Source organism: Limnohabitans sp. MMS-10A-178 (assembly GCF_003063375.1).
Lineage (GTDB): Bacteria > Pseudomonadota > Gammaproteobacteria > Burkholderiales > Burkholderiaceae_C > Limnohabitans_A.
In genome coordinates this window covers 1,355,230-1,377,861 of sequence record NZ_NERY01000001.1, presented here as the reverse complement: position 1 = coordinate 1,377,861, position 22,632 = coordinate 1,355,230, and the positions used below count along the sequence as shown (strand labels likewise).

The 22,632-nt window shown below is 47.8% G+C and carries 26 protein-coding genes; 15 read left to right on the top strand and 11 right to left on the bottom strand.

Going from position 1 to position 22,632, the window contains the following annotated elements:
- Positions 1 to 27: 27 nt before the first annotated feature.
- Genes B9Z32_RS06795 through B9Z32_RS06780 form a run of 4 tightly spaced genes read right to left on the bottom strand, consistent with a single transcriptional unit; the run spans position 28 to position 3,900 of the window.
- The gene (locus tag B9Z32_RS06795; RefSeq protein WP_108420504.1) at positions 28 to 330 is read right to left on the bottom strand and encodes a hypothetical protein; all 303 of its coding nucleotides are present in this window, start codon (positions 328 to 330) and stop codon (positions 28 to 30) included.
- Position 331: 1 nt separating this feature from the next.
- Positions 332 to 1,693: an acyclic terpene utilization AtuA family protein gene (locus B9Z32_RS06790; protein ID WP_108420503.1), complete on the bottom strand. Its 1,362-nt coding sequence runs from the start codon at positions 1,691 to 1,693 to the stop codon at positions 332 to 334.
- A 3-nt stretch (positions 1,694 to 1,696) separates the two neighbouring features.
- Positions 1,697 to 2,674, bottom strand: a complete 978-nt coding sequence (locus B9Z32_RS06785) for a tripartite tricarboxylate transporter substrate binding protein (RefSeq protein WP_108420502.1) — start codon at positions 2,672 to 2,674, stop codon at positions 1,697 to 1,699.
- An 11-nt stretch (positions 2,675 to 2,685) separates the two neighbouring features.
- Positions 2,686 to 3,900, bottom strand: coding sequence for an alanine--glyoxylate aminotransferase family protein (locus B9Z32_RS06780; RefSeq protein WP_108420501.1), 1,215 nt, complete (start codon positions 3,898 to 3,900; stop codon positions 2,686 to 2,688).
- Positions 3,901 to 4,004: 104 nt separating this feature from the next.
- Between B9Z32_RS06780 and B9Z32_RS06775 the strand changes: the two genes are divergently transcribed.
- Positions 4,005 to 7,064, top strand: coding sequence for an FAD-binding and (Fe-S)-binding domain-containing protein (locus B9Z32_RS06775; RefSeq protein WP_108421057.1), 3,060 nt, complete (start codon positions 4,005 to 4,007; stop codon positions 7,062 to 7,064).
- A gap of 50 nt (positions 7,065 to 7,114) precedes the next feature.
- On the opposite strand, the gene B9Z32_RS06770 is transcribed toward B9Z32_RS06775, so the two are convergent.
- Positions 7,115 to 7,552: a CBS domain-containing protein gene (locus B9Z32_RS06770; RefSeq protein ID WP_108420500.1), complete on the bottom strand. Its 438-nt coding sequence runs from the start codon at positions 7,550 to 7,552 to the stop codon at positions 7,115 to 7,117.
- Positions 7,553 to 7,991: 439 nt separating this feature from the next.
- On the opposite strand from B9Z32_RS06770, the gene B9Z32_RS06765 reads away from it, so the two are divergent.
- The 5 genes from B9Z32_RS06765 (at position 7,992) to B9Z32_RS06745 (ending at position 12,714) form a co-directional block, all read left to right on the top strand.
- Positions 7,992 to 9,647, top strand: coding sequence for a choice-of-anchor I family protein (locus B9Z32_RS06765; RefSeq protein ID WP_108420499.1), 1,656 nt, complete (start codon positions 7,992 to 7,994; stop codon positions 9,645 to 9,647).
- 113 nt (positions 9,648 to 9,760) lie between these two features.
- Positions 9,761 to 10,006, top strand: a complete 246-nt coding sequence (locus tag B9Z32_RS06760) for a helix-turn-helix transcriptional regulator (RefSeq protein ID WP_108420498.1) — start codon at positions 9,761 to 9,763, stop codon at positions 10,004 to 10,006.
- Positions 9,996 to 10,538, top strand: coding sequence for a hypothetical protein (locus B9Z32_RS06755; RefSeq protein WP_108420497.1), 543 nt, complete (start codon positions 9,996 to 9,998; stop codon positions 10,536 to 10,538). The genes B9Z32_RS06760 and B9Z32_RS06755 overlap by 11 nt, the downstream gene beginning before the upstream one ends.
- Positions 10,535 to 12,448: a signal peptide peptidase SppA gene (gene sppA, locus B9Z32_RS06750; RefSeq protein ID WP_108420496.1), complete on the top strand. Its 1,914-nt coding sequence runs from the start codon at positions 10,535 to 10,537 to the stop codon at positions 12,446 to 12,448. The genes B9Z32_RS06755 and sppA overlap by 4 nt, the downstream gene beginning before the upstream one ends.
- A 50-nt stretch (positions 12,449 to 12,498) precedes the next feature.
- Positions 12,499 to 12,714, top strand: coding sequence for a hypothetical protein (locus tag B9Z32_RS06745; RefSeq protein ID WP_108420495.1), 216 nt, complete (start codon positions 12,499 to 12,501; stop codon positions 12,712 to 12,714).
- Between the two features lie 67 nt (positions 12,715 to 12,781).
- Here the strand turns inward: B9Z32_RS06745 and B9Z32_RS06740 are convergent, their stop codons facing one another.
- The gene (locus tag B9Z32_RS06740) at positions 12,782 to 13,435 is read right to left on the bottom strand and encodes a hypothetical protein (RefSeq protein ID WP_108420494.1); all 654 of its coding nucleotides are present in this window, start codon (positions 13,433 to 13,435) and stop codon (positions 12,782 to 12,784) included.
- A 163-nt stretch (positions 13,436 to 13,598) separates the two neighbouring features.
- Between B9Z32_RS06740 and B9Z32_RS06735 the strand changes: the two genes are divergently transcribed.
- From B9Z32_RS06735 to B9Z32_RS06725, 3 genes are all read left to right on the top strand, one after another.
- Positions 13,599 to 14,372 (top strand): hypothetical protein, encoded by a 774-nt coding sequence (locus B9Z32_RS06735; protein ID WP_108421056.1) that lies wholly within the window; start codon positions 13,599 to 13,601, stop codon positions 14,370 to 14,372.
- A 74-nt stretch (positions 14,373 to 14,446) separates the two neighbouring features.
- Positions 14,447 to 14,827, top strand: coding sequence for a VOC family protein (locus B9Z32_RS06730; RefSeq protein ID WP_199219955.1), 381 nt, complete (start codon positions 14,447 to 14,449; stop codon positions 14,825 to 14,827).
- Positions 14,828 to 14,870: 43 nt separating this feature from the next.
- Complete coding sequence (locus B9Z32_RS06725; protein ID WP_108420493.1) at positions 14,871 to 15,278, top strand: SRPBCC family protein; 408 nt, start codon at positions 14,871 to 14,873, stop codon at positions 15,276 to 15,278.
- A 330-nt stretch (positions 15,279 to 15,608) separates the two neighbouring features.
- On the opposite strand, the gene B9Z32_RS14295 is transcribed toward B9Z32_RS06725, so the two are convergent.
- Positions 15,609 to 15,689 carry an MJ0042-type zinc finger domain-containing protein gene (locus B9Z32_RS14295; RefSeq protein ID WP_369909833.1) on the bottom strand — a complete coding sequence of 27 codons (81 nt, stop codon included), beginning with the start codon at positions 15,687 to 15,689 and terminating at the stop codon, positions 15,609 to 15,611.
- A 135-nt stretch (positions 15,690 to 15,824) separates the two neighbouring features.
- Between B9Z32_RS14295 and B9Z32_RS06710 the strand changes: the two genes are divergently transcribed.
- The gene (locus B9Z32_RS06710) at positions 15,825 to 16,289 is read left to right on the top strand and encodes a GNAT family N-acetyltransferase (protein WP_108420490.1); all 465 of its coding nucleotides are present in this window, start codon (positions 15,825 to 15,827) and stop codon (positions 16,287 to 16,289) included.
- Positions 16,290 to 16,456: 167 nt separating this feature from the next.
- Positions 16,457 to 17,218, top strand: coding sequence for a hypothetical protein (locus B9Z32_RS06705; protein ID WP_146179466.1), 762 nt, complete (start codon positions 16,457 to 16,459; stop codon positions 17,216 to 17,218).
- Here the strand turns inward: B9Z32_RS06705 and B9Z32_RS06700 are convergent, their stop codons facing one another.
- Complete coding sequence (locus tag B9Z32_RS06700; RefSeq protein WP_108420488.1) at positions 17,219 to 17,635, bottom strand: hypothetical protein; 417 nt, start codon at positions 17,633 to 17,635, stop codon at positions 17,219 to 17,221.
- A gap of 149 nt (positions 17,636 to 17,784) precedes the next feature.
- Between B9Z32_RS06700 and B9Z32_RS06695 the strand changes: the two genes are divergently transcribed.
- The 3 genes from B9Z32_RS06695 to B9Z32_RS06685 all read left to right on the top strand — a co-directional run bounded on the left by B9Z32_RS06695 (position 17,785) and on the right by B9Z32_RS06685 (position 19,240).
- A complete protein-coding gene (locus B9Z32_RS06695; protein ID WP_108420487.1) occupies positions 17,785 to 18,117 on the top strand; it encodes a YciI family protein in 333 nt (110 codons plus the stop codon).
- A gap of 116 nt (positions 18,118 to 18,233) precedes the next feature.
- Positions 18,234 to 18,623, top strand: coding sequence for a GFA family protein (locus tag B9Z32_RS06690; protein ID WP_108420486.1), 390 nt, complete (start codon positions 18,234 to 18,236; stop codon positions 18,621 to 18,623).
- A gap of 101 nt (positions 18,624 to 18,724) precedes the next feature.
- Complete coding sequence (locus B9Z32_RS06685) at positions 18,725 to 19,240, top strand: GNAT family N-acetyltransferase (RefSeq protein WP_158268183.1); 516 nt, start codon at positions 18,725 to 18,727, stop codon at positions 19,238 to 19,240.
- A gap of 35 nt (positions 19,241 to 19,275) precedes the next feature.
- Here the strand turns inward: B9Z32_RS06685 and B9Z32_RS06680 are convergent, their stop codons facing one another.
- Both B9Z32_RS06680 and B9Z32_RS06675 read right to left on the bottom strand, forming a co-directional pair.
- The gene (locus B9Z32_RS06680) at positions 19,276 to 20,436 is read right to left on the bottom strand and encodes a M50 family metallopeptidase (protein WP_146179465.1); all 1,161 of its coding nucleotides are present in this window, start codon (positions 20,434 to 20,436) and stop codon (positions 19,276 to 19,278) included.
- Between the two features lie 129 nt (positions 20,437 to 20,565).
- Positions 20,566 to 20,979: a hypothetical protein gene (locus tag B9Z32_RS06675; RefSeq protein WP_146179464.1), complete on the bottom strand. Its 414-nt coding sequence runs from the start codon at positions 20,977 to 20,979 to the stop codon at positions 20,566 to 20,568.
- An 841-nt stretch (positions 20,980 to 21,820) separates the two neighbouring features.
- Here B9Z32_RS06675 and B9Z32_RS06670 point away from each other — a divergent pair.
- Positions 21,821 to 22,030 (top strand): cysteine-rich CWC family protein, encoded by a 210-nt coding sequence (locus tag B9Z32_RS06670; protein WP_108420482.1) that lies wholly within the window; start codon positions 21,821 to 21,823, stop codon positions 22,028 to 22,030.
- Between the two features lie 62 nt (positions 22,031 to 22,092).
- On the opposite strand, the gene B9Z32_RS06665 is transcribed toward B9Z32_RS06670, so the two are convergent.
- Entirely contained in the window at positions 22,093 to 22,482 is a 390-nt protein-coding gene (locus tag B9Z32_RS06665; RefSeq protein WP_146179463.1) for a hypothetical protein, read from the bottom strand.
- Between the last annotated feature and the right edge of the window lie 150 nt (positions 22,483 to 22,632).

Here is a 22,632-nt window from a genome sequence, read left to right as displayed (position 1 = left end):
AGCATCTCCAATTTAACGAATTATGTTTTATTCAATCACAAGACTGAGCAGTTTGGCACTGAGGCATTTTCCGTGTGCATCAAGGGCCAAGGAACGCGTCACGCCGCCACCCAAAGCATTGTGCATCACAAAATTGAGCGCGCCAAGTTGGGGCAAGCTGTAACGCTCGACAGGCCCCTTCACAATGCCCCCAAAATGCGCCAATACTTTTTCTGAAGTGAGGCATTTCTCAATCAACTCAAAATGTTGCCGGTCGTAGGCAATGACCGAGATGGTTGATCGGTTGCCCTTGTCACCTGTTCGGGTGTGTGCAATGTCTCTCAAGAGCATGTTAGGCCAGCTCCTCTGTGCCGGTTAGCAAAATGGTTTGGGTTTGAATGGCACTTCGAGGTATCAGCATCGATTCGGCCGCAATTACCTCACGCACCGATTTGCTTGCACCACCACCAGAAGCAGGGCCGTTGGTGTACAAGGCCTCTACCTCATTGGCCACATGCACCGCTTGTGCCTGTGTGTCTACACGCACCGCAATTCGGGCACGCACCTCTGAAGGTTCATGCAATGGCATGGTGTCACCCAAAATGGCATTCACACCAATTAGGTCGTAGCGTGCTTCAAATTGGCCAAACCCAGCATCGGCCAATCGGGCTTTGACTAAGTCGAGGGCCAACTGCCCTCTGGCTTGCGCGCCCGGCCCCGCATACGACATTTGCCCTTCTCCCACAAAGCCATCGCGGTACCCCAAAGTTACCTTCAGGGTGTCGGGCCGAGTGGTGCCACTGGCGCCAAAAGCTTGCACTCTGTCTGCACCCACTTTGCGAAACTGCACTTGTGAAAAATCAGCCACCACGTCGGGTTGCAAGTATTGCGTGGGGTTTTCTATTTCATAAAGCAATTGTTCGGTGCATGTGGGCACCGTGACACAACCGCCCGCATCTGCCAGTTTGGTAATGATTACCTCACCACTGGCGCTAACCTCTGCCAAGGGATAGCCCAGCTGCGCCAAATTGGGCACTTCCTTGTAACCCGGATCGGCAAAATAGCCCCCCGTGATTTGGGCCGCACATTCCAGCAAATGCCCCACCATCACGCCTTTGCCCAACATGGGCCAATCATCGGCAAGCCATTGAAAATGGTGCATGAGGGGCGCTAAAAATAATGCGGGGTCGGCCACACGGCCACTGATGATGACGTGCGCGTCGGTTTGCAATGCTGGCAACAGTGCTTCTGCGCCAAGATAGGCATTGGCAGAGACCAACAAGGCTTGTATATCTGCCACTGTTTGTAGGCTGTCCATCAATGGCTCAGAGAGATATTGCGCCTGCAAAGTAGCAAGCACATCATCGCCCAACACCACCGCCACCTTAAGGTGATGTAGCCCCAATTCTTTGGCTACCGCCAACACTTCTTTGCCAGCTTGTAAAGGATTGGCCGCGCCCATGTTGGTAATGATGCGAGTGCCTTGCCCCATGCAGGCAGGCAAGACGGCTTTCATGCGCGCCGAAAGCAAAGGATCAAAACCTCGCAAAGGGTTTTGAATTTTTTCTAACTGCGCCAGCGCAATGGTGCGCTCGGCCAAACACTCAAAGACCAAATAATCGAGCTGACCTTTTTCTGCCAAGGCCAACGCAGGTGGGATGCGGTCACCCGCATAGCCTGCGCCAGCACCGATTCGCAGAACATTTTGGGCCATGGATTAGGCGTCGACCTGAACCTTAGCTTCTTTCACAACCCTTGCCCACTTTTGCGTTTCAGTGCGAATGAATTCGGCAAAGCGCTCAGGTGAGCCGCCGCCATCTTCTGCGCCATATTGTTCAAATTTTTCGATCACATCGGGCATGGCCATGACTTTGTTCATGTCTTCATTGATGCGCTTTACAAAAGAGGGGTTCATGCGGCCAGGGCCGACCAAACCATACCAAGTGGTGGCATCAAATCCTGGAAAACCTTGCTCGTCCATGGTGGGCACATTGGGGTGGCCTTTGGCGCGCTTGGTGCGCGTTTGAGCCAGCGCAATGGCTTTGCCACCTTTCACATGGGGCGTGGCAGAGGTCATGGTTTCAAAACAATATTGAACTTGACCACCAATCAAGTCTGTGAGCGCGGGGCCCGAGCCTTTGTAGGGCACATGCAAGGCATCGATGCCAGCTCGCAGCTTGAACATTTCCAAGGCCAAGTGCTGCGCCGAGCCACCACCGGCAGAAGCAAAGCTGATGCGGCCTGGGTTTTGTTTGCACAAGGCAATCAAATCTTTCACATTTTTGGCAGGCTGCGATTCATTGCAAATGAGCAAATTGGGCGTGACGCCCACCAAGCCAATGGGCGAAAAATCACGCTCAACGTTGTAGCCCAACTTGGGCTGCAAACTGACCGCCAAGGCATGGCTGTTGATGTGCGCCATGAGCAGGGTGTTGCCATCTGCCGGCTGCTTGGCCACAAAGTCGGCGGCAATCACACCAGCCGCGCCCGCTTTGTTGTCAATGACGATGCTGACGTTCCACATGGCTTGAAGCTTTTGGGCCAATACGCGGGCCAACGCATCGGTCCCTCCCCCTGGCGGGAAACCCACCACAATGCGAATGGGGCCCGACGGCAAAGTTTGGGCCTTGATCATGGGTGCGGCCAGCGTGCTTGCAGATGCGGCCGCGGCTTGGAGGAGAGTTCTGCGTTGCATGAGAGTGTCCTTCAATTGTGAATGAGGGCTGGAACAGGGTTGGCTGAAAAGTAGTCCATGGCGGCTTGAACGCCCGAGCCATTCAATTGAACACCGCTCAACTTCAAGCCCATCTCGCAAGCAGCAAGTGCAGCAATCAAGGTCAGGTCATTGCAATCGCCCAAGTGACCAATGCGGAACATCTTGCCCTTGACCTTGCCCAGCCCCGTTCCTAAGGAACAATCAAATCTCTCGTAAATTATTTTGCGCACAGCGTCTGCGTCAACACCCTCTGGCGTCATCACACCCGTCAAAATGGGCGAGTACAAAGCTGGGTCGGCGCATTGAATGGGCAAGCCCCATGCGCGAACACCTGCGCGAACGCCCTCACCCCAGCGCACATGCCGCTTGAAAACCACGTCCAAGCCCTGTCCCAAAATCATGTCGCAGGCTTCACTCAAGCCATACATCAAATTGGTATTGGGGGTGTAAGGGTAGTAGCCCGATTTGTTGATCTCGAGCATCTCATCCCAAGCCCAAAAAGATTTGGGCAAGGTCGATTTTTTGCTGGCCTCAATGGCCTTGGGCGACAGCGCATTAAAGCTCATGCCAGGCGGCAACATCAAACCTTTTTGCGAGCCACTGACCGTGACATCCACGCCCCACTCGTCGTGGCGGTAATCGGCAGAGGCCAAACCTGAGATGGTGTCCACCATGAGCAGCGCAGGATGTTTGGCGTTGTCTATGGCACGGCGCACTGCGGCTATATCGCTGGTAACTCCCGTAGAGGTTTCGTTGTGCACCACACACACCGCCTTGATGCTGTGGGAAGTGTCTTGCTTCAAGCGCGCTTCAATTTTGTGAGCATCGACACCTTGGCGCCAACCCTCGGCACCCGGCAGGCTCAACAGCTCGGCCTTAATCCCTAAGCGGGCGGCCAGCTTGAACCACAAAGAGGCAAAGTGACCCGTCTCGTACATGAGCACATGGTCGCCAGCGCTAAGGGTATTGACCAATGCCGCTTCCCAGGCCCCAGTGCCAGAGGCTGGGTAAATCATGACGGGGTGCTGAGTCTTGAAAATAGCCTTCATGTTGGCCATCAGTTTCAAACCCAGTTCACCAAACTCTGGGCCACGGTGGTCGATGGTGGGCAAGCTCATGGCCCGCAAAATTCGGTCTGGCACCGGCGACGGACCCGGGATTTGCAAGAAGTGGCGACCTGTTGGATGGAAGTCAAGCTTAAGCATTAAAAAGCGTTCCTAAGAATAAATATCAATTTGACGACAGAATAGCGGGAATTCCGATTTCCCTGATGTGGAAAAACCCGTATTTTTTGTTGAATCAGCCCTCCATGAACACATCTACAGTCAGCGCCCCAAACTCAGCGCTTGAAACTTACGAGCAAGTTGCCGCTGCCAGCAATGAGGTGGCAGGGCTCTTGGCCAAGCGTTTGAAAACTGAAACTCAAGGCGAAGTGCTGTTTTCTGCCGCCGACCGCGGCCGCTACGCCACTGACGCCTCCATTTATCAAGTGACGCCATTGGGTGTGTTTGTGCCCAAGCACCCCGAGGAAGTGGCTACCGCCATGGCCATTTGCCGCGACCTGAAGGTACCCATCGTGCCAAGAGGCGGCGGCACCAGCCAGTGTGGTCAAACCACCGGCGTAGGTTTGGTCATCGATCACAGCAAACATGTTCGAAATGTCCTCAACCTAGACCTCCAAGCAGGCACGGTAGAGGTTCAACCTGGCATAGCCCTTGACGCCCTCAATGCTTCCTTGAAAAAACATGGCGTGTGGTTTCCGGTCGATGTTTCAACCAGCGCGCAAGCCACTTTGGGCGGCATGGCCGGCAACAACTCTTGCGGCAGCCGCTCTATTGCCTACGGCAACATGGTGCACAACGTTTTGGGCGCCAAAGCCTGGCTCAGCAATGGTGAGTTGCTTGACTTCTCTCATTTCGAAAACAGCTCTGGACGTGCCAAGCAAATTGGTGAGTTTGTCAAACAACTGGCGGTGCACCATCAAGCAGAACTCCAAAACAAATGGCCCAAGGTACTAAGACGTGTAGCTGGCTACAACCTAGACATTTTTGACAATCAAAATGTGCGACCCTACACCCCAGATGGCAAAGTGAATTTATCGCATTTGTTGGTGGGCAGTGAAGGCACCTTGGCCATGACCCAATCGCTCACCTTGAAGCTCAGCGAACTTCCAAGGTCTAAGGTATTGGGCGTTGTCAACTTCAACAGCTTTTACAAAGCGATGGACTCAGCCCAGCACATTGCCAAGCTGGGCAACGGCACACTCACTGCTGTGGAATTGGTCGATCGAACCATGATTGAGCTGTCTTTGAAAATTCCAGCTTTTGCAGCCACTATTCGCACAGCCATCATTGGCGACCCTGAAGCCATTTTGTTGGTTGAATTTGCAGGCTCTGACAAAGAACAACTCAAGCGCGAATTGAAACAATTGGTGGCACTCATGGGCGACATGGGCTTGCCCAACAGTGTGGTGGAAATGGTAGACGATGCGCCGCAAAAAAACTTGTGGGAAGTGCGCAAAGCAGGCCTCAACATCATGATGAGCTTGAAGGGCGATGGCAAACCCGTGAGCTTCATTGAAGACTGCGCCGTGCCCTTAGAGCACTTGGCTGAATACACCGATGCCTTGACTCAAGTGTTTCAAAAGCATGGCAGCAAAGGCACTTGGTATGCCCATGCTTCTGTGGGTACTTTGCATGTGCGACCTATACTAGACATGCGCCGTGATGGCCCGCAAAAGATGCGCGCCATTGCCGAAGAAGCCAGCGAACTGGTGCGCAAATACAAAGGTGCCTACAGCGGAGAGCACGGCGATGGGCTGTGCCGAGGCGAATGGATTGAGTGGCAGTTTGGCCCTGCGATCAATCAAGCATTTGCCCAAATCAAACAGCACCTCGATCCGCTCAACTTGCTAAGCCCCAACCGCATGGTGAATCCGCCCAAAATGGACGACACATCGCTCATGCGCTTTGGCAACAATTACAAAATCATTCCCATTCAAACCGCTTTGGATTGGAGTGCATGGAACGTTCACAACGACCCAGCCACAGAACAAACCACAGCCCCCGGTACAGGCCAAGATCCTGCACAAGGCTTGGCCAAAGCCGTGGAAATGTGCAACAACAATGGCACTTGCAGAAAATTTGATGCGGGCACCATGTGTCCCAGTTTTAGAGTCACGCGCGATGAAGTGCATGCTACACGCGGCAGGGCCAATACACTCAGATTGGCTTTGAGTGGCCAACTCCAAGGCGGCCTAGAAAGCTCAGAGGTAAAGGAAGCTTTGGACCTGTGTGTGGGTTGCAAAGGTTGCAAACGCGATTGCCCCACCGGCGTCGACATGGCACGCATGAAAATTGAAGTGCAACACCACTACAACACCAAGCATGGTTTGCCATTGAAAGACACCCTGATTTCCAACTTGCCGCGCTATGCGCACATTGCGTCTCAATGGCCACGCCTCATGAACCTGCGCAACCAATGGCCTTGGTTGGCACGCTTGGCAGAATCTTTCACTGGCCTGTCTGCCGAGCGCTCATGGCCAGAGTGGAAAAAAGAGCATTTTTTCAACAGCCAACGTACAGGCGTTTCAGCACAAGAAGTATTGGCATCCAGTAAACCCGTGGTTTTGTTTGTCGATACTTTCAATGGCTATTTCGAATCTGAAAACGCTTGGGCTGCCTTCGATGTTTTGTCCGCTGCGGGCTACCAAGTTCACATTGCAAGTCGCACACAGCAAGACGCTCCTGGCCAACACCTTTGCTGTGGCCGCACCTACTTGGCAAGCGGCCAAGTGAGCAAAGCCAAAGAGCATGCTCAAGCTTTGCTCGAAGCCTTGCTGCCCTTTGCACAAAAAGGCATTGCCATTGTGGGCCTAGAACCATCGTGTCTTTTAACCCTGCGCGATGAGTCTTTGGTCATGGGTTTGGGTGAGATGGCAGAAACAGTTGCAGCGCATGCTGTGCTGTTTGAAGAATTTTTAGCCACTGAAAACAAAGCTGGAAAACTTGAATCTTTGAAGACCAAATTGGCACCCGCCCAAAAGCCGATCTTGCTTCACGGCCACTGCCACCAAAAAGCCTTTGGCTTGATGCCTTCCATCACCCAAGTGATTCAGCTCATTCCCCAAGCCAAAGTGGATTTAATTGAGAGCAGTTGCTGCGGCATGGCGGGTTCTTTTGGGTACGAAGCTTCGCACTTGGAAGTGTCCAAACAAATGGCCGAGGCCAGCTTGCTACCGAGCATTCGAAAGCAGCAAGACGCCTGTGTGGTGGCCGATGGCACCAGCTGCCGTCATCAAATTATGGATGGCACAGCGCGTGAGGCCATGCATGTGGCCTTGTTGTTGGCTCAACACTTACCTAAATAAATCAGAACTGTTTGACTTTAAGCAGAGCGAAACTGAGGAGCTGATCAATCTTAAGCGCCATGCCCTTTGATATAAGTTTCAAGGAACTTGATTTGGCTGCCTTGCAACTCAATGATATTTTTCACCAAGTCACCAATAGAAACAACGCCAACTACCTTGTTGTTCTCAACAACAGGCAAGTGCCGAATGTGTTTGTGAACCATGATGGCCATGCATTCATCGAGTGTGTTCGAGAGTGTCACGGTAAGGGGGTTTGAAGTCATGATTTTTGAGACAGTCACTTGTGCTGGATTGTCGTGCGGCAACAATACCTTGATGGCGCAATCGCCCTGAGAAACAATGCCCGTTAACGCACCGTTGTCGATGACCAAAACAGCTCTGACGCGATGATCGCGCATGACTTTCAAGACGTTTTCTACAGGCTCAGTGCTTGTAACCGAGAAAATAGTGTTCGTTTTTTTATCAATGATTGTTTTGACGGTTGACATGAAAGGAAGCCTTGATTGATCAAATTGTTGTGACAGATGTATTGCCTCAATATTTAGGCAATGACCCCTGTGTTCTTACCAAAGCATCATAAAGCCAAATTTTTTAAATGGTCCAACAAAAGAATCCCATTGGGCCAAAACCTAGATTAAGGACATTTGAGGAATTTCATACTTTGTAAATATTTAAAATTGTTTCTAATAATTATGTTAGAACTTTTGAATAAATTTGCATTTTTTCTGTGCTGCACTTTAACACTTCAATTTACCCTTCACAGAATCATTTTTGAAAAACCAAACTCACTAAAATGAGCAGCCCCTCTCAATATTCTTTCTGCTTGTGAGACAAGCTATCAATGAAAATTGATACATCCAATATTCATATTTTTGTCACACACTTTCTTTAGAGTGGTCTTGAAAGTTACAACTTCAAGAGCCTCACATGATCTACAAAACCCTCAGTGCCTTTTTTCTAGCAATCTCACTCGCAAGCCTTTCCGGTTGCGGCAGCTCGGATACGCCCGACTTTGATCCCAAAGCGACATTGATCGGCCGTTATGCACTCAACCCAGGCGCAGGCGTTTCAGAAATTGTGGCCTATCATGCTGAAAGTCGCTCCATCTTCATCACTGTTGATACCCCCACGGCGCCTTCTTCATTCCAAAGGCTTTCCCTTTCAAGCCTCACCAGCACAGCACTTGCCAACCCCACCACGGCCAGCAATCTAACAGCAGGTGCTGTGATTTCAGTTGCACAACATGTGAATGGCAACGGTTTCACGGCAGGTGGTGTGCAAACCTTGGCCATTAGTGGCAACTTGATGGCCATTGCTGTTCAAGCAACACCTAAAACAAACTTAGGTGTGGTGGCGTTTTACAGACTTGATGCGCAAGGTAATGCCTCCTACTTGAAAAAAGTCACAGTTGGAAGCCTGCCAGACGGCATGGCTTTCAGTCCTGATGGCAGCAAATTGGTGGTTGCCAACGAAGGTGAGTTGAGCGTCAACTTTGCAACCGACGGCATTGATCCTATTGGCAGCATTTCAATCATTGCCGTTGCAAATGGTGTACCAGCCGATACCGCCACGACATTAGACTTTTCAGCCTTCAATGCTGGCGCAAGCCGTGCAAGCGAATTGCCAGCCGATGTTCGCATTGGCCGCCCAGGCGCCACAGTAGCCCAAGACATGGAGCCAGAATACGTCACCATCAGTGAAGACAATTCGCAAGCTTTTGTGACTCTGCAAGAAAACAATGCAGTAGCAGTGGTTAACTTGGCTACAAATCGCATCGATCGCATTATTCCCATGGGTTACAAAAACCATGGCTTAGCGACAAACTCCATTGCGCCATCCGACAGAGTTTCTGCCACATCGCCCTTTGTCTTAAAGCCCTATGCCAACTTGTTTGGCATCTACATGCCTGATGGTATTGCCACTTTCAGTGCCAATGGAAGCACCTTCATCATTACTGCCAACGAAGGTGATGACCGTGATGATTTCTTGGCAACAGGTCAAAAAGAAACTCAACGCGTTAGTCACAGCAGCATGGTCCTCAGTAGCACTGCATTTCCCAATGCCACCGACTTGAAAAAAGACACAGAGCTTGGACGTCTTACCGTGTTTTCAACCATGGGTAAGAACAGCAGCGGCCAGTATGACAAGTTGTACACCCTTGGCGGTCGCTCGTTCTCAATTTACAACGCAAGCACAGGTGCACAGGTTTATGACTCAGGCAATGATATAGAAACATTGGCTTACAGCACCATGCCCAGCTCTTTGTTAAGCAAAGATCAAGTTCTGGGACGCTTAGACAACAAAGGCCCAGAACCCGAGAGCGTGGTGGTTGGCAAGGTCAATCAAAAAACCTATGCCTTTGTCGCGCTTGAGAGATCGAGTGCCATCATGATGTACGACCTGACAAACCCTGCTGCACCAAAGTTTGTTCAATGGTTGCAAAACACAACTGACTTGACCAATGGCGACATTTCGCCTGAGGGCTTGACTTTTGTACCAGCATCACAAAGCCCAACCGGCAAGGCTTTGCTGATTGCGGGTCATGAAGTGAGTGGCACAGTGTCGGTTTGGGAAATTAAGTAATTCTGTTGCCTTTTGTTGAGGTGTCCGTGGCGATTAAAGCCAATTTAACGGACACCTCAAACCGCTCTCCAAAAAATGTTGCATGAATACTATGTAGCATTTATACTATCTTCATGAGCCGCAATGAAGAAGTCCCCGTTTACAACCGCATCGCAGAGCAGCGCGAGCTGCTCGGCATGTCGCGCCAGCAATTGGCCGAATATGTGGGCGTACACTATCAAACCATTGGCTACCTAGAGCGGGGCGAGTACAGCCCCAGCCTAGTGCTGGCCATGCGAATTGCCGAAGTGTTGGGAAAAGACATTCAAAGCTTGTTTTCTATCCAACCTTTTCCCAAAGGCAAATCACATGACAGATAAAAAAGGCAATAAGTTTTATTGGTCGGCAGGTGTCACCAAGAATGAAGTCATTGAGAGTTTGAACGACAACAAGCCGTCTAGGTTTCGCAATCAGTTCAACAGGCGGGCTTTGGTGCTCATCACAGCGGCTTGCCTCATCGGTTTGAGTTTTGTTTTCTTCATTGACCAGCCGAAGCTGAAATCCTATTCAGAAATTGTTTTGCTGGTGTTGGTATTGCTTCTGTATTTTCAATTGCGCAAATCGGTTCGCAATGTGGCAGACGCACCCGACGAGTTGTTAGACGAACGGCAAGTAGCCATCCGAAATACGGGCTATCTGCATGCTTACCGTTGGCTATCGGTTGTCATGCTTGTGTATGCCCTTGTGTTTATTGGGTTTTTCGAAATATTTTCTGGCCATTTAAATGCGGCCACCCATATCAAATTTACGTCGCCACTCATTGCTTTTTGCATGTGGGTGGCTTGCTTGCCATCCATGGTGCTAGCTTGGCTACTGCCCACTGAGCATTCAATTACTGAGGATTCAAAATGAAAGCCATTTTTCAAAAAATCAAAAGCTTTTACGCGCTAATCAATCGTGGCATTCTCAAAGTATCCGATTGGATGATCAATGGCTTTCGCGTTGCGCTGGTCTTTGGTTTGGTTTTGTATGCGGTAGGCATCGGTTGGTTTGTTCTTTATGCAGACAAAGTAAGCCTTGAAGATCACACGGTTTTGGTCATGGACCTCAAAGGCGTGCTGGTTGAAGAATCACCAGGCGGCTTGAAAGACAAGCTCATTGGTGAGCTTCAAGGCAATGCCCCCGAAACCGTTCGACTGCGCGATATTGTCATGACGCTTGAGCTGGCAGCCAAAGACAAGCACATCGACAAAGTGCTTTTGAAACTAGACAACTTTCAAGGCGGCGGTTTGGTTTCTTTGCGCGAGGCAGCCAGTGCCATTGAAAAATTCAAAGCCTCTGGCAAACAAGTAGTGGCTTGGTCTAGCTTTTATGACCAGCGCCAATACTATTTGGCAGCGCATGCCAACCAAGTGCTGTCGCACCCCATGGGCGGTGTGCTCATTGAAGGTTTGGGCAGAAACCGAAACTATTACAAAGATGCTTTAGACAAACTGGGAATCAAAGCCAATTTAATTCGGGTGGGCCAGTTCAAGTCTGCCGGCGAGCCTTATGTGTTGAATGCACCTTCACAGCAAGCCTTGAAAGCCGAGGCCCATGTGTATGACGCCTTGTGGGCTTTGTACACAGGCGGCGTTGAAAAGGCGCGCAACTTACCTGCTGGCAGCATTGATCAAAACATCGGCAAGCTACCCGATGCGCTCATCAAGGTCAAAGGCAACCCAGGCCAATTGGCCCTAGATTGGAAATGGCTAGATGGCTTGCAGACGTTTGAGTCATTGCGTGAAACGCTCATGAAAGAAGTGGGCAAAGACGAAGACATTCAATCTTTCCGTCAGGTTGGTTGGAAAGACTATCTCACCTCTGAGGTCAAGAGAGTCAAAGGAGAGCACATTGCCATTGTGGTGGCCGAAGGTGAAATTGGCGATGGCCGCGCACCTGCCGGCAAAATTGGCGGCATCTCTACATCAGAGCGTATTCGAAAAGCCGCTGAAGACAAAGATGTCAAAGCCATTGTGCTCAGAGTGAACTCGCCCGGCGGCAGTGTTTTGGGCTCGGAACTCATTCGCGAGCAGCTGCAAATTGCCAAAGACAAAGGCAAACCCATTGTGGTTTCCATGGGCAACTTGGCGGCATCTGGTGGTTATTGGATTTCAATGGCATCCGATGTGATCATTGCCGATCCGGCCACCATCACAGGGTCTATAGGCGTGTTTTCCATGTTGCCCACCGGTGAAGGCTTGATGAGCAAAATTGGGGTCAATACCGGCGGCTATCAAACCAGCTGGCTTGCGGGTGCTTACGATCCTAGAAAAGCATTAGATCCCCGTATGCAAGCTTTGGTGCAATCCAGCATTGAACACATCTATGCCGATTTCATTGGCAAAGTGTCTGCCACTCGCAACATCGAACTTGCCAAAGCAGACGACCTGGCCCAAGGCAGAATTTGGACAGGTGCTCAGGCAGCCAATCACAAGCTGATTGATCGACTCGGTAGTCTTTCCGATGCGGTTGAAGAGGCCCGAAGCCGCGTGGCCAAACTGGATGGTGCTAACGCCAATAGCAAAGAACTACCTATTCGATATGTAGGACCCAAAACCTCACCCATCGAAAAATTTGCCCAAAAATTCATGGGTCAAATGGGCTGGATTTCTGCTGAATCGGTGGCCCCGCCAGCTTGGAGTGTGTTGTCAGGGCTTTCCGGTGCTGATGCTTTGATGTTGAACACCTTGGGTCAAGACCTGAGTTGGTTGCAAACAGTGATTGACAAAAAACAACCATTTGGAGCTGCGGCGCACTGCTTGTGCAATGTATTGCCCTAAAAGATGAAGCAATTGATAGGGCATGACTAAAAATCTCAAGGAAAATTTAAATGTTCGACTGGCTCTCAAGAATTTTTAATTCAAAACCAAACGAAACAATTGAGCTTTCTGAGGAAGAAAAAAAGCGCTCAGACGACGGCTTTGTGAATCAAGCACTTATTTTTCCAAGTGCCAATGACGCCCTGAACCCCAACAGCTCATCAAACAACACCGACGCTGGGAGCAGCGATGGTGGCGGTGGCGGTGGCGGTGGTGGTGGCGAGTGATTGGCATGCCAATCTTCAAGTGTTTCGGATAGACCCACAGTAACTTAGAAAAGAAAAGGGCGCTTCATCAAGAAACTCCTTCAGATCTTGAAAATGCTTTATCGGTTTGATGCGCCAGCCAGCGGATGCGACGGCAGTAGGCAACGAAACGGCTAGCGCGGCGCTGCAACCATTTTTGCCACAATGCCTCTGCCCTGCGCCACCGTACCAGTCTTGAAGGCAAGAAGTGCATTAAGCACAATAGTGCGGTGTAAAGAATTAGCTTTCCCAACAATACCATCAGACCTATCACTTCGGGGGCTACACCACTCAAGGTGAGCACGGCAATAGATGTTCTTGGAGAGTCAGGGAATGCAGACAAAAACACCATGCTTGCCGGCCCCCAAGATCGAACGAAGGCAGAAGCATCATCCCATTGAGAGCCCATAAGTTGCAGCCCAAGCCATTCAGCTGAGAAGCTGAGCATGCCGAGCAGCAAAGCCAACACAAGTGCACTCAACCCAGAAGCTACAGCAAACAACACCACAATGACTTTACCTCTTTGCGGCTGCAAGATGCCCAGGGAAACAACAAACGCTTCTGCGGGCAACATGGGAAGAAACCCATCGAAAGCAGATAAGGCGGCCAGGAAATAAATAGTTCGCGGCTGAGTTCCATGGCGCAAAAGTGCAGTTTCGGCCAGGCGAAAAAAACGCCTAATATGAAGAAGCAAAAATTGCATATAGCTTTAGCGTTTGATCATGATTGCCTCTGCCAAAACATGAAGAACCCAAACTTGATTTTGATAGATTATCCATAGCTGTCATAAAAATAGCATAAAGGATTTATAGACTGAACCTCATATCTCAGACTTGGAAGTCTTCAGATCAATTTATGAGCAAAAAATGCATCAATCAAACATTGTTTTGATCTTTGGAAGTGCACCCGATGTTACTGAGATTTCAAAATGGAATCTTTCATTTTTCACAAGTACTGTCGCCATCAATAATGCATGGCAAGTCACACCCAACTGGAACTATCTAATCTTTCCTGAAGATTTTCCCACCGTACGTCGTCCTGAGTTGCCTGTTGGGTCAGATAAAAAATTAATTACTGCAGATGAATTTGTGATTCACCAAAATAATTTTGGTGGTTTCATTTATGCAGGTGGAACGATGGCTTTCACAGCAGGTTATTGGGCACTTGGCGCTTTAAAGCCAGACATCATTGCATTCATTGGCTGCGACATGGTTTATTCCGTTGAGAATGGAAAGTCGAGCCATTTTTACGGGCAGGGCTGTGCTGACCCCTTAAGAAATGACATCACGCTTCAGTCTTTAGAAGCAAAGTCAAACAGGTTGATGGCTCTTGCCAATAAGCTAAATTGCGCAGTAGTGAACTTGTCGTCTATGCCAAACTCTAGGCTGACATTCCCTCGGCTATCGTTCTCTGACTTTCAGGAGATGCGCAATGATGATGAATTCTTTAAAAATCAAAAGCAACTCTTAGATCTGCAAAAAGTTAACTATGCATTGACTGCAGAACAGGAATTAGGTTATCTAGTTCCTTCAGGACGGTACTGGGAAAAAATTAACAACTTTGATCCAGCGAAACTTCGACTGATTGATGACATTTGGATTGATTGCTTCAAGAAAATTGAAATGTCTCAAGTGATTTAACTGCTTAAGACAAATACATCCACCACAAATTCTCGTAAGATCAGCTCATCAATCGCATTTAGTCAGCAACTTTAATGGGATTCAACTTGCCCAATCTGCGCATCACCGAAATCAAAGCCTTTGTGCCTTCCAAGAACTTTGAGTTGAGCAAACAGTTCTACCAAGACCTAGGCTTCACAATGGCCTCTGACGAAGATGGCATTGCGTACTTTCATTTTGAAAACGTTAGCTTCCTGCTTCAGGACTATTGCGTGAATGCCCTTGCAGAAAACTTCATGATGCACATTCTGGTGGAGGATGTTGACGCATGGTGGGAGCAAGTGCATGCCAGTGGTGTAGTAGAAAAGTATGGCGTTCGAATAACACCCATTGAACTTCAGCCTTGGCAAATGCGCGATTTCTGCCTGTTTGACCCTTCAGGGGTTTTGTGGCGCATAGGTCAAAACTCTGAATGAAATAATCAGCGATATTCCATTCAATCACTTTTTACTTTAGAACATGAACATCACTATTGAAACGACGGTCAAGGCACCTATTGATAAAGTTTGGCGCGCCTATACATCGCCAGAAGACATCATCCAATGGAATGCCGCCTCAGACGATTGGCACACAACTTCTTCAAGCGTGGAGTTGCGTGTAGGTGGCACATTTTCATCCCGCATGGAAGCTAAAGATGGCAGCTTTGGATTTGATTTTGCTGGAACTTATACCAAAATCGTTCCGAATGAATTGATTGAATATGTGTTCGACAATCGCTCTGCATCGGTTGAGTTCATGCAAACCAACAATGGCGTTAAGGTGCGAATCACTTTTGTTGCCGAAACAGAACATACCATTGAGCAACAAGAAGAAGGTTGGCAAGCAATACTGAATAAGTTTGCCAAACACGTTGAAGCTAAGAATTAACGATCAAACTCACAGCTTTTCATATTGGTGAAATCAGCGGGGAATTACCCATCCACCTGCTTAAATTGAACAACGTTGCCCTCCGGATCCCATCCATCAAGCACAACATATCCTCGAATACGCCATGCTTGCTTCATGGGTTTGAGATAGCCACCATTGGCCTTGGCTGCAGCTCGCACTACCTCAAGATCATCCACTACAAAGGTGGGCTTCATGGCGGCATCGTCTCGGCATTTTGGCGGTGATTCAATTTCAATGCTTTGTGCGTATGCTTTTGAAATGGCGTGCACCACCACTTCGTGGTCTTGCCCCACTAAGAGATCATGCGTTTTATCTGACGCTTGAACCTTGAGGCCCAGCGCTTGCTGATAGAACAATGAAACTTGCTTTACATTTTTTGCAAAGATGCAAAGCCCTTGTAGCGGTGAACGAATTTTCTTTGCCATTGAATCTTGAATTTATTTATTGATGTGACATTAATATAATTTATTCATGTTCAATCTGTGTCAATTTTGAATTTGAGAATTGATCAATGAAGTCCAAAATATGAAAATTGACATTCGCTTAGATGACCTTTCAAGTGAAGAATCTCAATCTATTGTGCGGGAGCATATGGCAGGTATGCTGGCGAACACGCCCATTGAAAGTGTTCACGCATTACCTCTAGATAAGCTAAAACAGCCAAACATTGCATTTTGGACTGCGTGGGTTGGATCTGAGCTTTGTGGTTGCGGCGCTTTAAAAACTCTTAATCTTCAACACGGTGAAGTCAAAACAATGAGAACAAGAGAGAAGTTTTTAGGGCAAGGGGTTGGGCAAGCCGTACTTTCTCACATCATCAATCATGCAAGTAAAAAGGGAATGAATCGCTTGAGTTTGGAAACTGGCTCAGCAGATTCATTTCAAGCGTCACGTTCTATGTATCTCAAAAATGGTTTTGAAATTTGCGGGCCATTCAGTGACTACAAACTTGACCCACACAGTGTGTTTATGACAAAGCAACTTTTATGATTTGTCATGAGATAGTCAATGTGTCGCCGATTGGTGGTTATAGTCCCTGAAAATACTTGACTAGGTTTTTTTTGAACAATTCAATAATTCAGGTTTCGCTCCTATTCAGGCAAATATGGATGAACCTACAAACAGCAAGTCCTGCACTGGCTTGGGGCGGGGCAATCATGCTGTGCGCATCCCTAATCACTTTAGGGCTCTCCGTCATTGATCCCCGTTTATTTCAAGGTGCCAGCGTATGGCACAAGCCTTGGAAGTTTCAAATTTCAACGGTTTTGTATTGGTGGAGCCTTGCTTGGTTCATCAGTTATTTTGGTCCAACTGAGCAATTTAGTTGGAGTCGCCGTTTTATTGTGTGGATGTCCTTGATAGCCGGGTTGTTTGAAGTTGTCTACATCAGCTGGCAAGGTGCATTTGGTCTAGCTTCTCACTACAACACGAGCAGCCCTTTTTATGGCGCAATGTACACAGCAATGGCTGTTTTTGCCGTGCTTTTAACAAGCACTGCTGGCGTGCTGGGTTACAAAGTGCTTCGCGATCAAGCGCAAACTTTTGCTACCTCTCTGGCATTGCGTCATGCAATTGGCTGGGGGCTAATAATCTCAAGCGTACTAGGAATCGTAACCGGAGGAATTTTGGGTGGACGAGCCAACAGCGGAGGTCATTGGGTTGGCGGCACTACAAACGATGCGCTTGGTTTGATGGTGTTGAATTGGTCGCGCGATGGAGGCGATCTTCGTGTTGCCCACTTTTTTGCACTGCATGCCATGCAAATATTACCTGTTATGGCAATGTTATTTATTTGGTTGACTCCCAGCATGAGCGCCAACACCTCTAAGCGATTTATTTGGTTACTTGCATTTGCTTACTCTGGATTTTGTATTCTTACACTGATACAAGCGCTGAGTGGGGCCCCATTCATGAATTAGCTAAGCGTTCTGCTTTTCAAGTTCCCGCTGTAGGTCAATCCATGCAGCATCAAAGTTCAGTTTTTTAGCCATTGGAGAACTTGATTCAAGGACTCGCCAAAAGGGAGATATGTTTTGTGTGCTGTTGGAACGATTGAACTCCTCCCATGAATACTCTGCAACAACTCTGAGAAAAATAGAAGTAGACACGGGGCAGGTCGCATCACATTTGTTCTTCTCTGCCAGTCTGTGCCTGAATGCTTGAATGGACATGGTGGAGCCAGCTGGAATTGCCTTCAGTTCAGCCGCAATTTCTAGTGGAGATGAAATGTGCAGTTTTGACCCCTTGGGTATTCCTGCAAAATCTTTTTCAAGAATGACATGATGAGGCGGTTTTGCCTTCATCTTTTCAGCCCATGTTTTCTTAGCGCTTGGCATTGCTGACTCCAGTTTTTAGGTTTGAGGGCAATTAAAATGCAGAGAACCCCGCAAGATGCATTTCCTTTTTCGATATTAATCAAAAAACTTCTTTGAGAACTGGTGAACATTTTTCAAGCACACCAGATGGGTGGATTAATAGAAACGCCATGTTAAAAAAATTCATAATCTTTGTCATAGACGATTTGTCTGAATCGGGTACTCCTGAAGAAATGATCACCATCGATGCCTTCAATGATTCTTTGAGGGCCAAGGGGCATTGGATTTTTGCAGGTGGGTTAGCAGCTCCAGTGCATGCCAATGTGATCGACAACCGAAACGGTACCAACTTGGCCACAGGCAAACCTCTTTTCGATACCAAAGAAAATTACAGTGGATTTTGGCTAATTCAAGCGACAGACCTTACAACAGCAGAAAGACTGGCATATGAAGGGTCAAAGGCGTGTCATCGAAGGGTGGAATTAAGATCGCTGCTTGGCTGATTTTTTTGACCGCAATCAGCCGTTATGAGCGATACCAGATCTCCACTTCAACCCAGTAGCACGAAGCCAGTACTGAAATAAAACCTGATTAAACGATTTGCGAGCATGTGATAAAAATGATTGAAGGTACTTGTTTATGTGGCTCCGTTTCTTGGCAGTTAGATGGAACGCCCGATGGGGCTACCGCATGTAATTGCACAGCTTGCCGAAGGTATGGTGTCCTTTGGGCATACGGCTATGTTGACGAAGACATTAAAACGCAGGGCGAAACAAGAGCTTATGTGAGGGGCAAGGCTCTAGAGTTTCACTTCTGCCCAATCTGTGGATGTATAGCTTTCTGGCGTGGGCTTCAAAAGGATGAGACAGGTAACACACGCATCGCAGTGAATTTAAGACTTTCAGAACCAAGTGCTGTTGCCCACATTCCCATCGATCACTTTGATGGCTTGGATACTTTCGATGATTTACCTCGAGATGGTAAATGTGTATCCGATTATTGGTTCTAGACCCCAAACATGATTCAAAAGAACGGCTCTTGTTTTAGACTGACTTTTAAGCAGCACTGAATAAGAAGAAACGATGATAGATTTCGAAACGGGTCCATTCCTTGATTGATTTCATATTTGAAACCAATCGCCTAATTGTGCGCCGTTGGCGCCATTCAGACCTGCCCAGCCTAAAGGCGGTCTACGGCGATAAAGAAGCCATGAAGTGGGTTGGAGATGGTCAACCCATTACCGATGACTTGTGCGCTGAGTGGCTGATCGTCACAAACAGAAACTACAAAAAATATGGTTACGGAATGTTCGCCGTAGAGTTGAAATCAGAATCGCGTGTGATTGGTTTCTGCGGCATTGTTCATCCAGGCGGGCAAGAAGAAGCTGAGTGCAAATATGCTTACCTGCGACAATTTTGGGGCCAAGGTATCGCCACTGAAGCGTTAGCTGGTCTCATCGGCTACGGCGCCAAGACACACGGCATTGGCCGAATGATCGCAACCACCTCACCAAAGAACATTGCTTCGCATCGAGTTTTACTTAAAGCAGGTATGGTTAGAGGCACATTACGCAAGAATGAAGATGGTAGCTTTACGCAGATCTTCGAGTTCACAGCCTCGATTTAGCCTGTCTGTAAACCTATCAGGCGAGAGGGTATGACTCAAGGGGGCAGGTCACTCAGTCGTGCATGAATCGATTGCAGGTCATCGTTAAACATGACAAGCGAAGCGCCCGGCTGAACTCGATGCCGCAAGGTAGTTGCCTCTTGAAGATACCGTTGTGCCAAATTTTCATCACCTCGTCTCAAGGCAATTTGTGTCTTTAATAGAGCCAACTCCGCAGACTGATCTACCAGTCCCCCTTCAGCCAAGTTGGCCCAAGCTTGCGAATCTTCAATATCACCTTCTACTTCATTTAACCATCGGCTCAGTATGAGGGCCGTCACGGGACGACTCGACGGAGTTCCGAGCCAAAAATTCTTTGCCAAAATGATCGCTGCATCACACACCTCGGGTTGATGCGGTTTGCGTTCGTCAATTGCTTTGTAAAGGTAGCACACTGCAAGTGAATTAACAACGGATTGAGGCAGTTGATGTTGGGGGTGAAGGAAAGAGAAAGAAGGCACAGGCCAGTCTCTAGCACGAACACCTGCCACAGAGAGCGCACTCAATTGCCTCAGAAACATCAGGACATGCGTTTCGCCTGATTTTTGCCAAAGCTTGAGTAAATAACGGCCATCTGAATACCACCCTCCCGCCATGAAGGGGATCAGATTGACGATTCCAATCAAGAGTGCAATGCCAGTCGCGATGCGCAATAGAACATTAACCAGGTCTGCGTCAGTGTAAAAATCATAGACGTTCCATTGGAAACAAAATGCTGCAAATAGAAGGTTGGCAAAAGGTCCTCCCAGCAAATAAATGGTTGGGCGCCATCGGCCAGCCGAATCTTGTTGGGGCAGCATCAACACAAAACCAGCAATAGCGTCCCTGCTGCTTTCCCACTGGAACACCCAATTCTGGCCTTGTCGCGATACACGAACTGGCCCAATACCAAAGGCCAACATGCGATGGCCAGAAAAAAAACCAGCAATGGCGTGACCTAGTTCATGAATCAGAATTTGAACCCAAATCATGACGGGAAGTGCGGCACAAAGAACGGCAGTCTCCCAACCATTCAAACTGCGTAGTGCCGAGATTGACAAATACATTAGCCCACCACCCAATAAGGTACCCACCAAACTTTGAACCCAAAACACGGGACTGCGCCACTGAGGAATTTTTTCCGTCTGTGGTGGAACAGGTAATGTGAGATGCGGCATTTGAATCAAGAATTAAATTTGAAAATACTAGAGCTCAAATATGAGGTTTTGACTCATGTTACATAGTAGATTTGTCCACTGACCTTTTTGAATACAGGCCTCAAGGTATACAAATATTAGCTTAAATGCTCAAGGCTTAACAAGCGTAGCTTCGTATGTATGCCCATTAGGTCTGCGCAGCACGAGCTTTTTTGGTTTGCCTGAAACAAATTTCATATGTGGTTTGAGAACTGAAGCATCTGTGCCAGGCACTTCTATATCTTCAACTTTAATCAGTTCATCTCCAATAACCATGCCAGCTTTTTGTGCTTGTGATTCTGGCTCAACAAGATCAACAATAACTTTTGTGACCTTAGGATTGAAAAAGCCATCCGCTTGAACTTTCAAACTAAAACCAATCCTGCCTGAAGGCTGCTGAGCCTTAACTTGATTAATGGTTGAACAAAACACTATGCAAACAGATACTGCAAAAGCAAACAATTTTTTGATAAAGATAACTTTCATCTCTATACCTTTAGTATTTTGGCTAATGAAAAGCATCATACAAGAGCACTCCCAATAGATCGATTGCTAAGCTGCAAACAAACCTGACTCAGCAATTCCTAAGCATACGTAGAATTTCAAACAAAGAATTGCGAGCATGTGATAAAAATGATTGAAGGTACTTGTCTATGTGGCTCCGTTTCTTGGCAGTTAGTTGGACCGCCCGATGGGCAGTGAATTTAAGACTTTCAGAACCAAGTGCAGTTGCCCACATTCCCATCGATCACTTTGATGGCTTGGATACCTTCGATGATTTACCTCGAGATGGTAAATGTGTATCCGATTATTGGTTCTAGACCCCAAACATGATTAGAAAGATCTGTTCTTATTTCAGACACGGCGTCAAGACTCACGGCATTCGCCAAATGATCGCAGGCACATGAAGCAAGAATGAAGATGGTAGCTTTACGCAGATCTTCGAGTTCACAGCCTCGATTTAGCCAGTCTGTATCACTGATCAGGGCAAACGGTACGTCTCAATGAGATAGGTCAACCGAGCGCGATAAAGGCAAAGGCAAAGGCAATGCCAAAGCAAATAGATGTACAAATACGTATAGCTTTGCTGTGATTAGTGCATATATTTAAAACTACCGAAAGGTCAACTCTGAAAAAAATTACCACAACCGGAGAAACTCATGTTTTTAAGTAGCATTAACTCAATCCTCAACTTAACCTTTTTATGGATCACTTCGGCAGTCTTCTCTGCCTTCTATTGTGGTTGGTATGCAAAAAAAAATGATGACTCTTGGGGTGAATGGTTTGTCCTTGGTGCCTTTTACCCTTTCTTCATTTCTATTCCAGCAGTTATTTTCTGCACAAGGCCAGCAAAAAGTAGTGCCCATTGAACAAAGCAATAGACCCTATAAAGTGCCCCATTTGCGGCGAACCTAACCAGTGTGCTCAGGAGATTTCCAAAGCCAGTGGAAAGCCGCCAGAGAGGTGCTGGTGTATGACTGCAACTTTCTCTTCAGAGCTTCTTGATCGGGTGCCGGAAGAGGCAAAAAACAAGGCTTGCATTTGCGCAAAATGTGCAAGTCAGACTACCTTTTAAAAACTGACTTTCACCACCATCAACTGTTGTGTAAGTGATCGTGGGGTTGTTAGATTTGAACCTCACATCTTTGGAATCAAACTGAAAGTTTTAAGTACCACTGCACGGTCTTCAGGATCTTTGATTGCATCTAGACATAAGCTTGCTTTGTGATACGAAACTTTGTACTCATCTAGATTGCCGCAAGCCAACGCAGCCCATGCATGAATGGCATACACAAATGCCAACTCCCAGTCTGGCGTTTCACTTATCTCAGTGAAGTACTTTTTCATGCTTTCTGCATAATTCCAAGCACTTGGGCCCATGTCCATTCGTGCATGAATCAAGGCCAACAGCATGGTACTTCGCATTTGGTTGGTGGTTGTACCAGCAACTCTCCAATGCCAAGCTGAGGCATGTGCCGCATCTAAAAGTTCAGTATGGTTCAGCACGTCCTCTAATGATTCAGACATGTCCCAGGCTGCATTGTTTGCGGTGATAGCAAAAAAACGATGCCAGCTTTCGGACAGGAGGTTTTCTGGTAATTTGGTCATAGAGTTGAACTTGTTATGCGAAATTCTCTAATGAATCATCTTGTAGTTTAGAAAACTTAGCCACCGAAT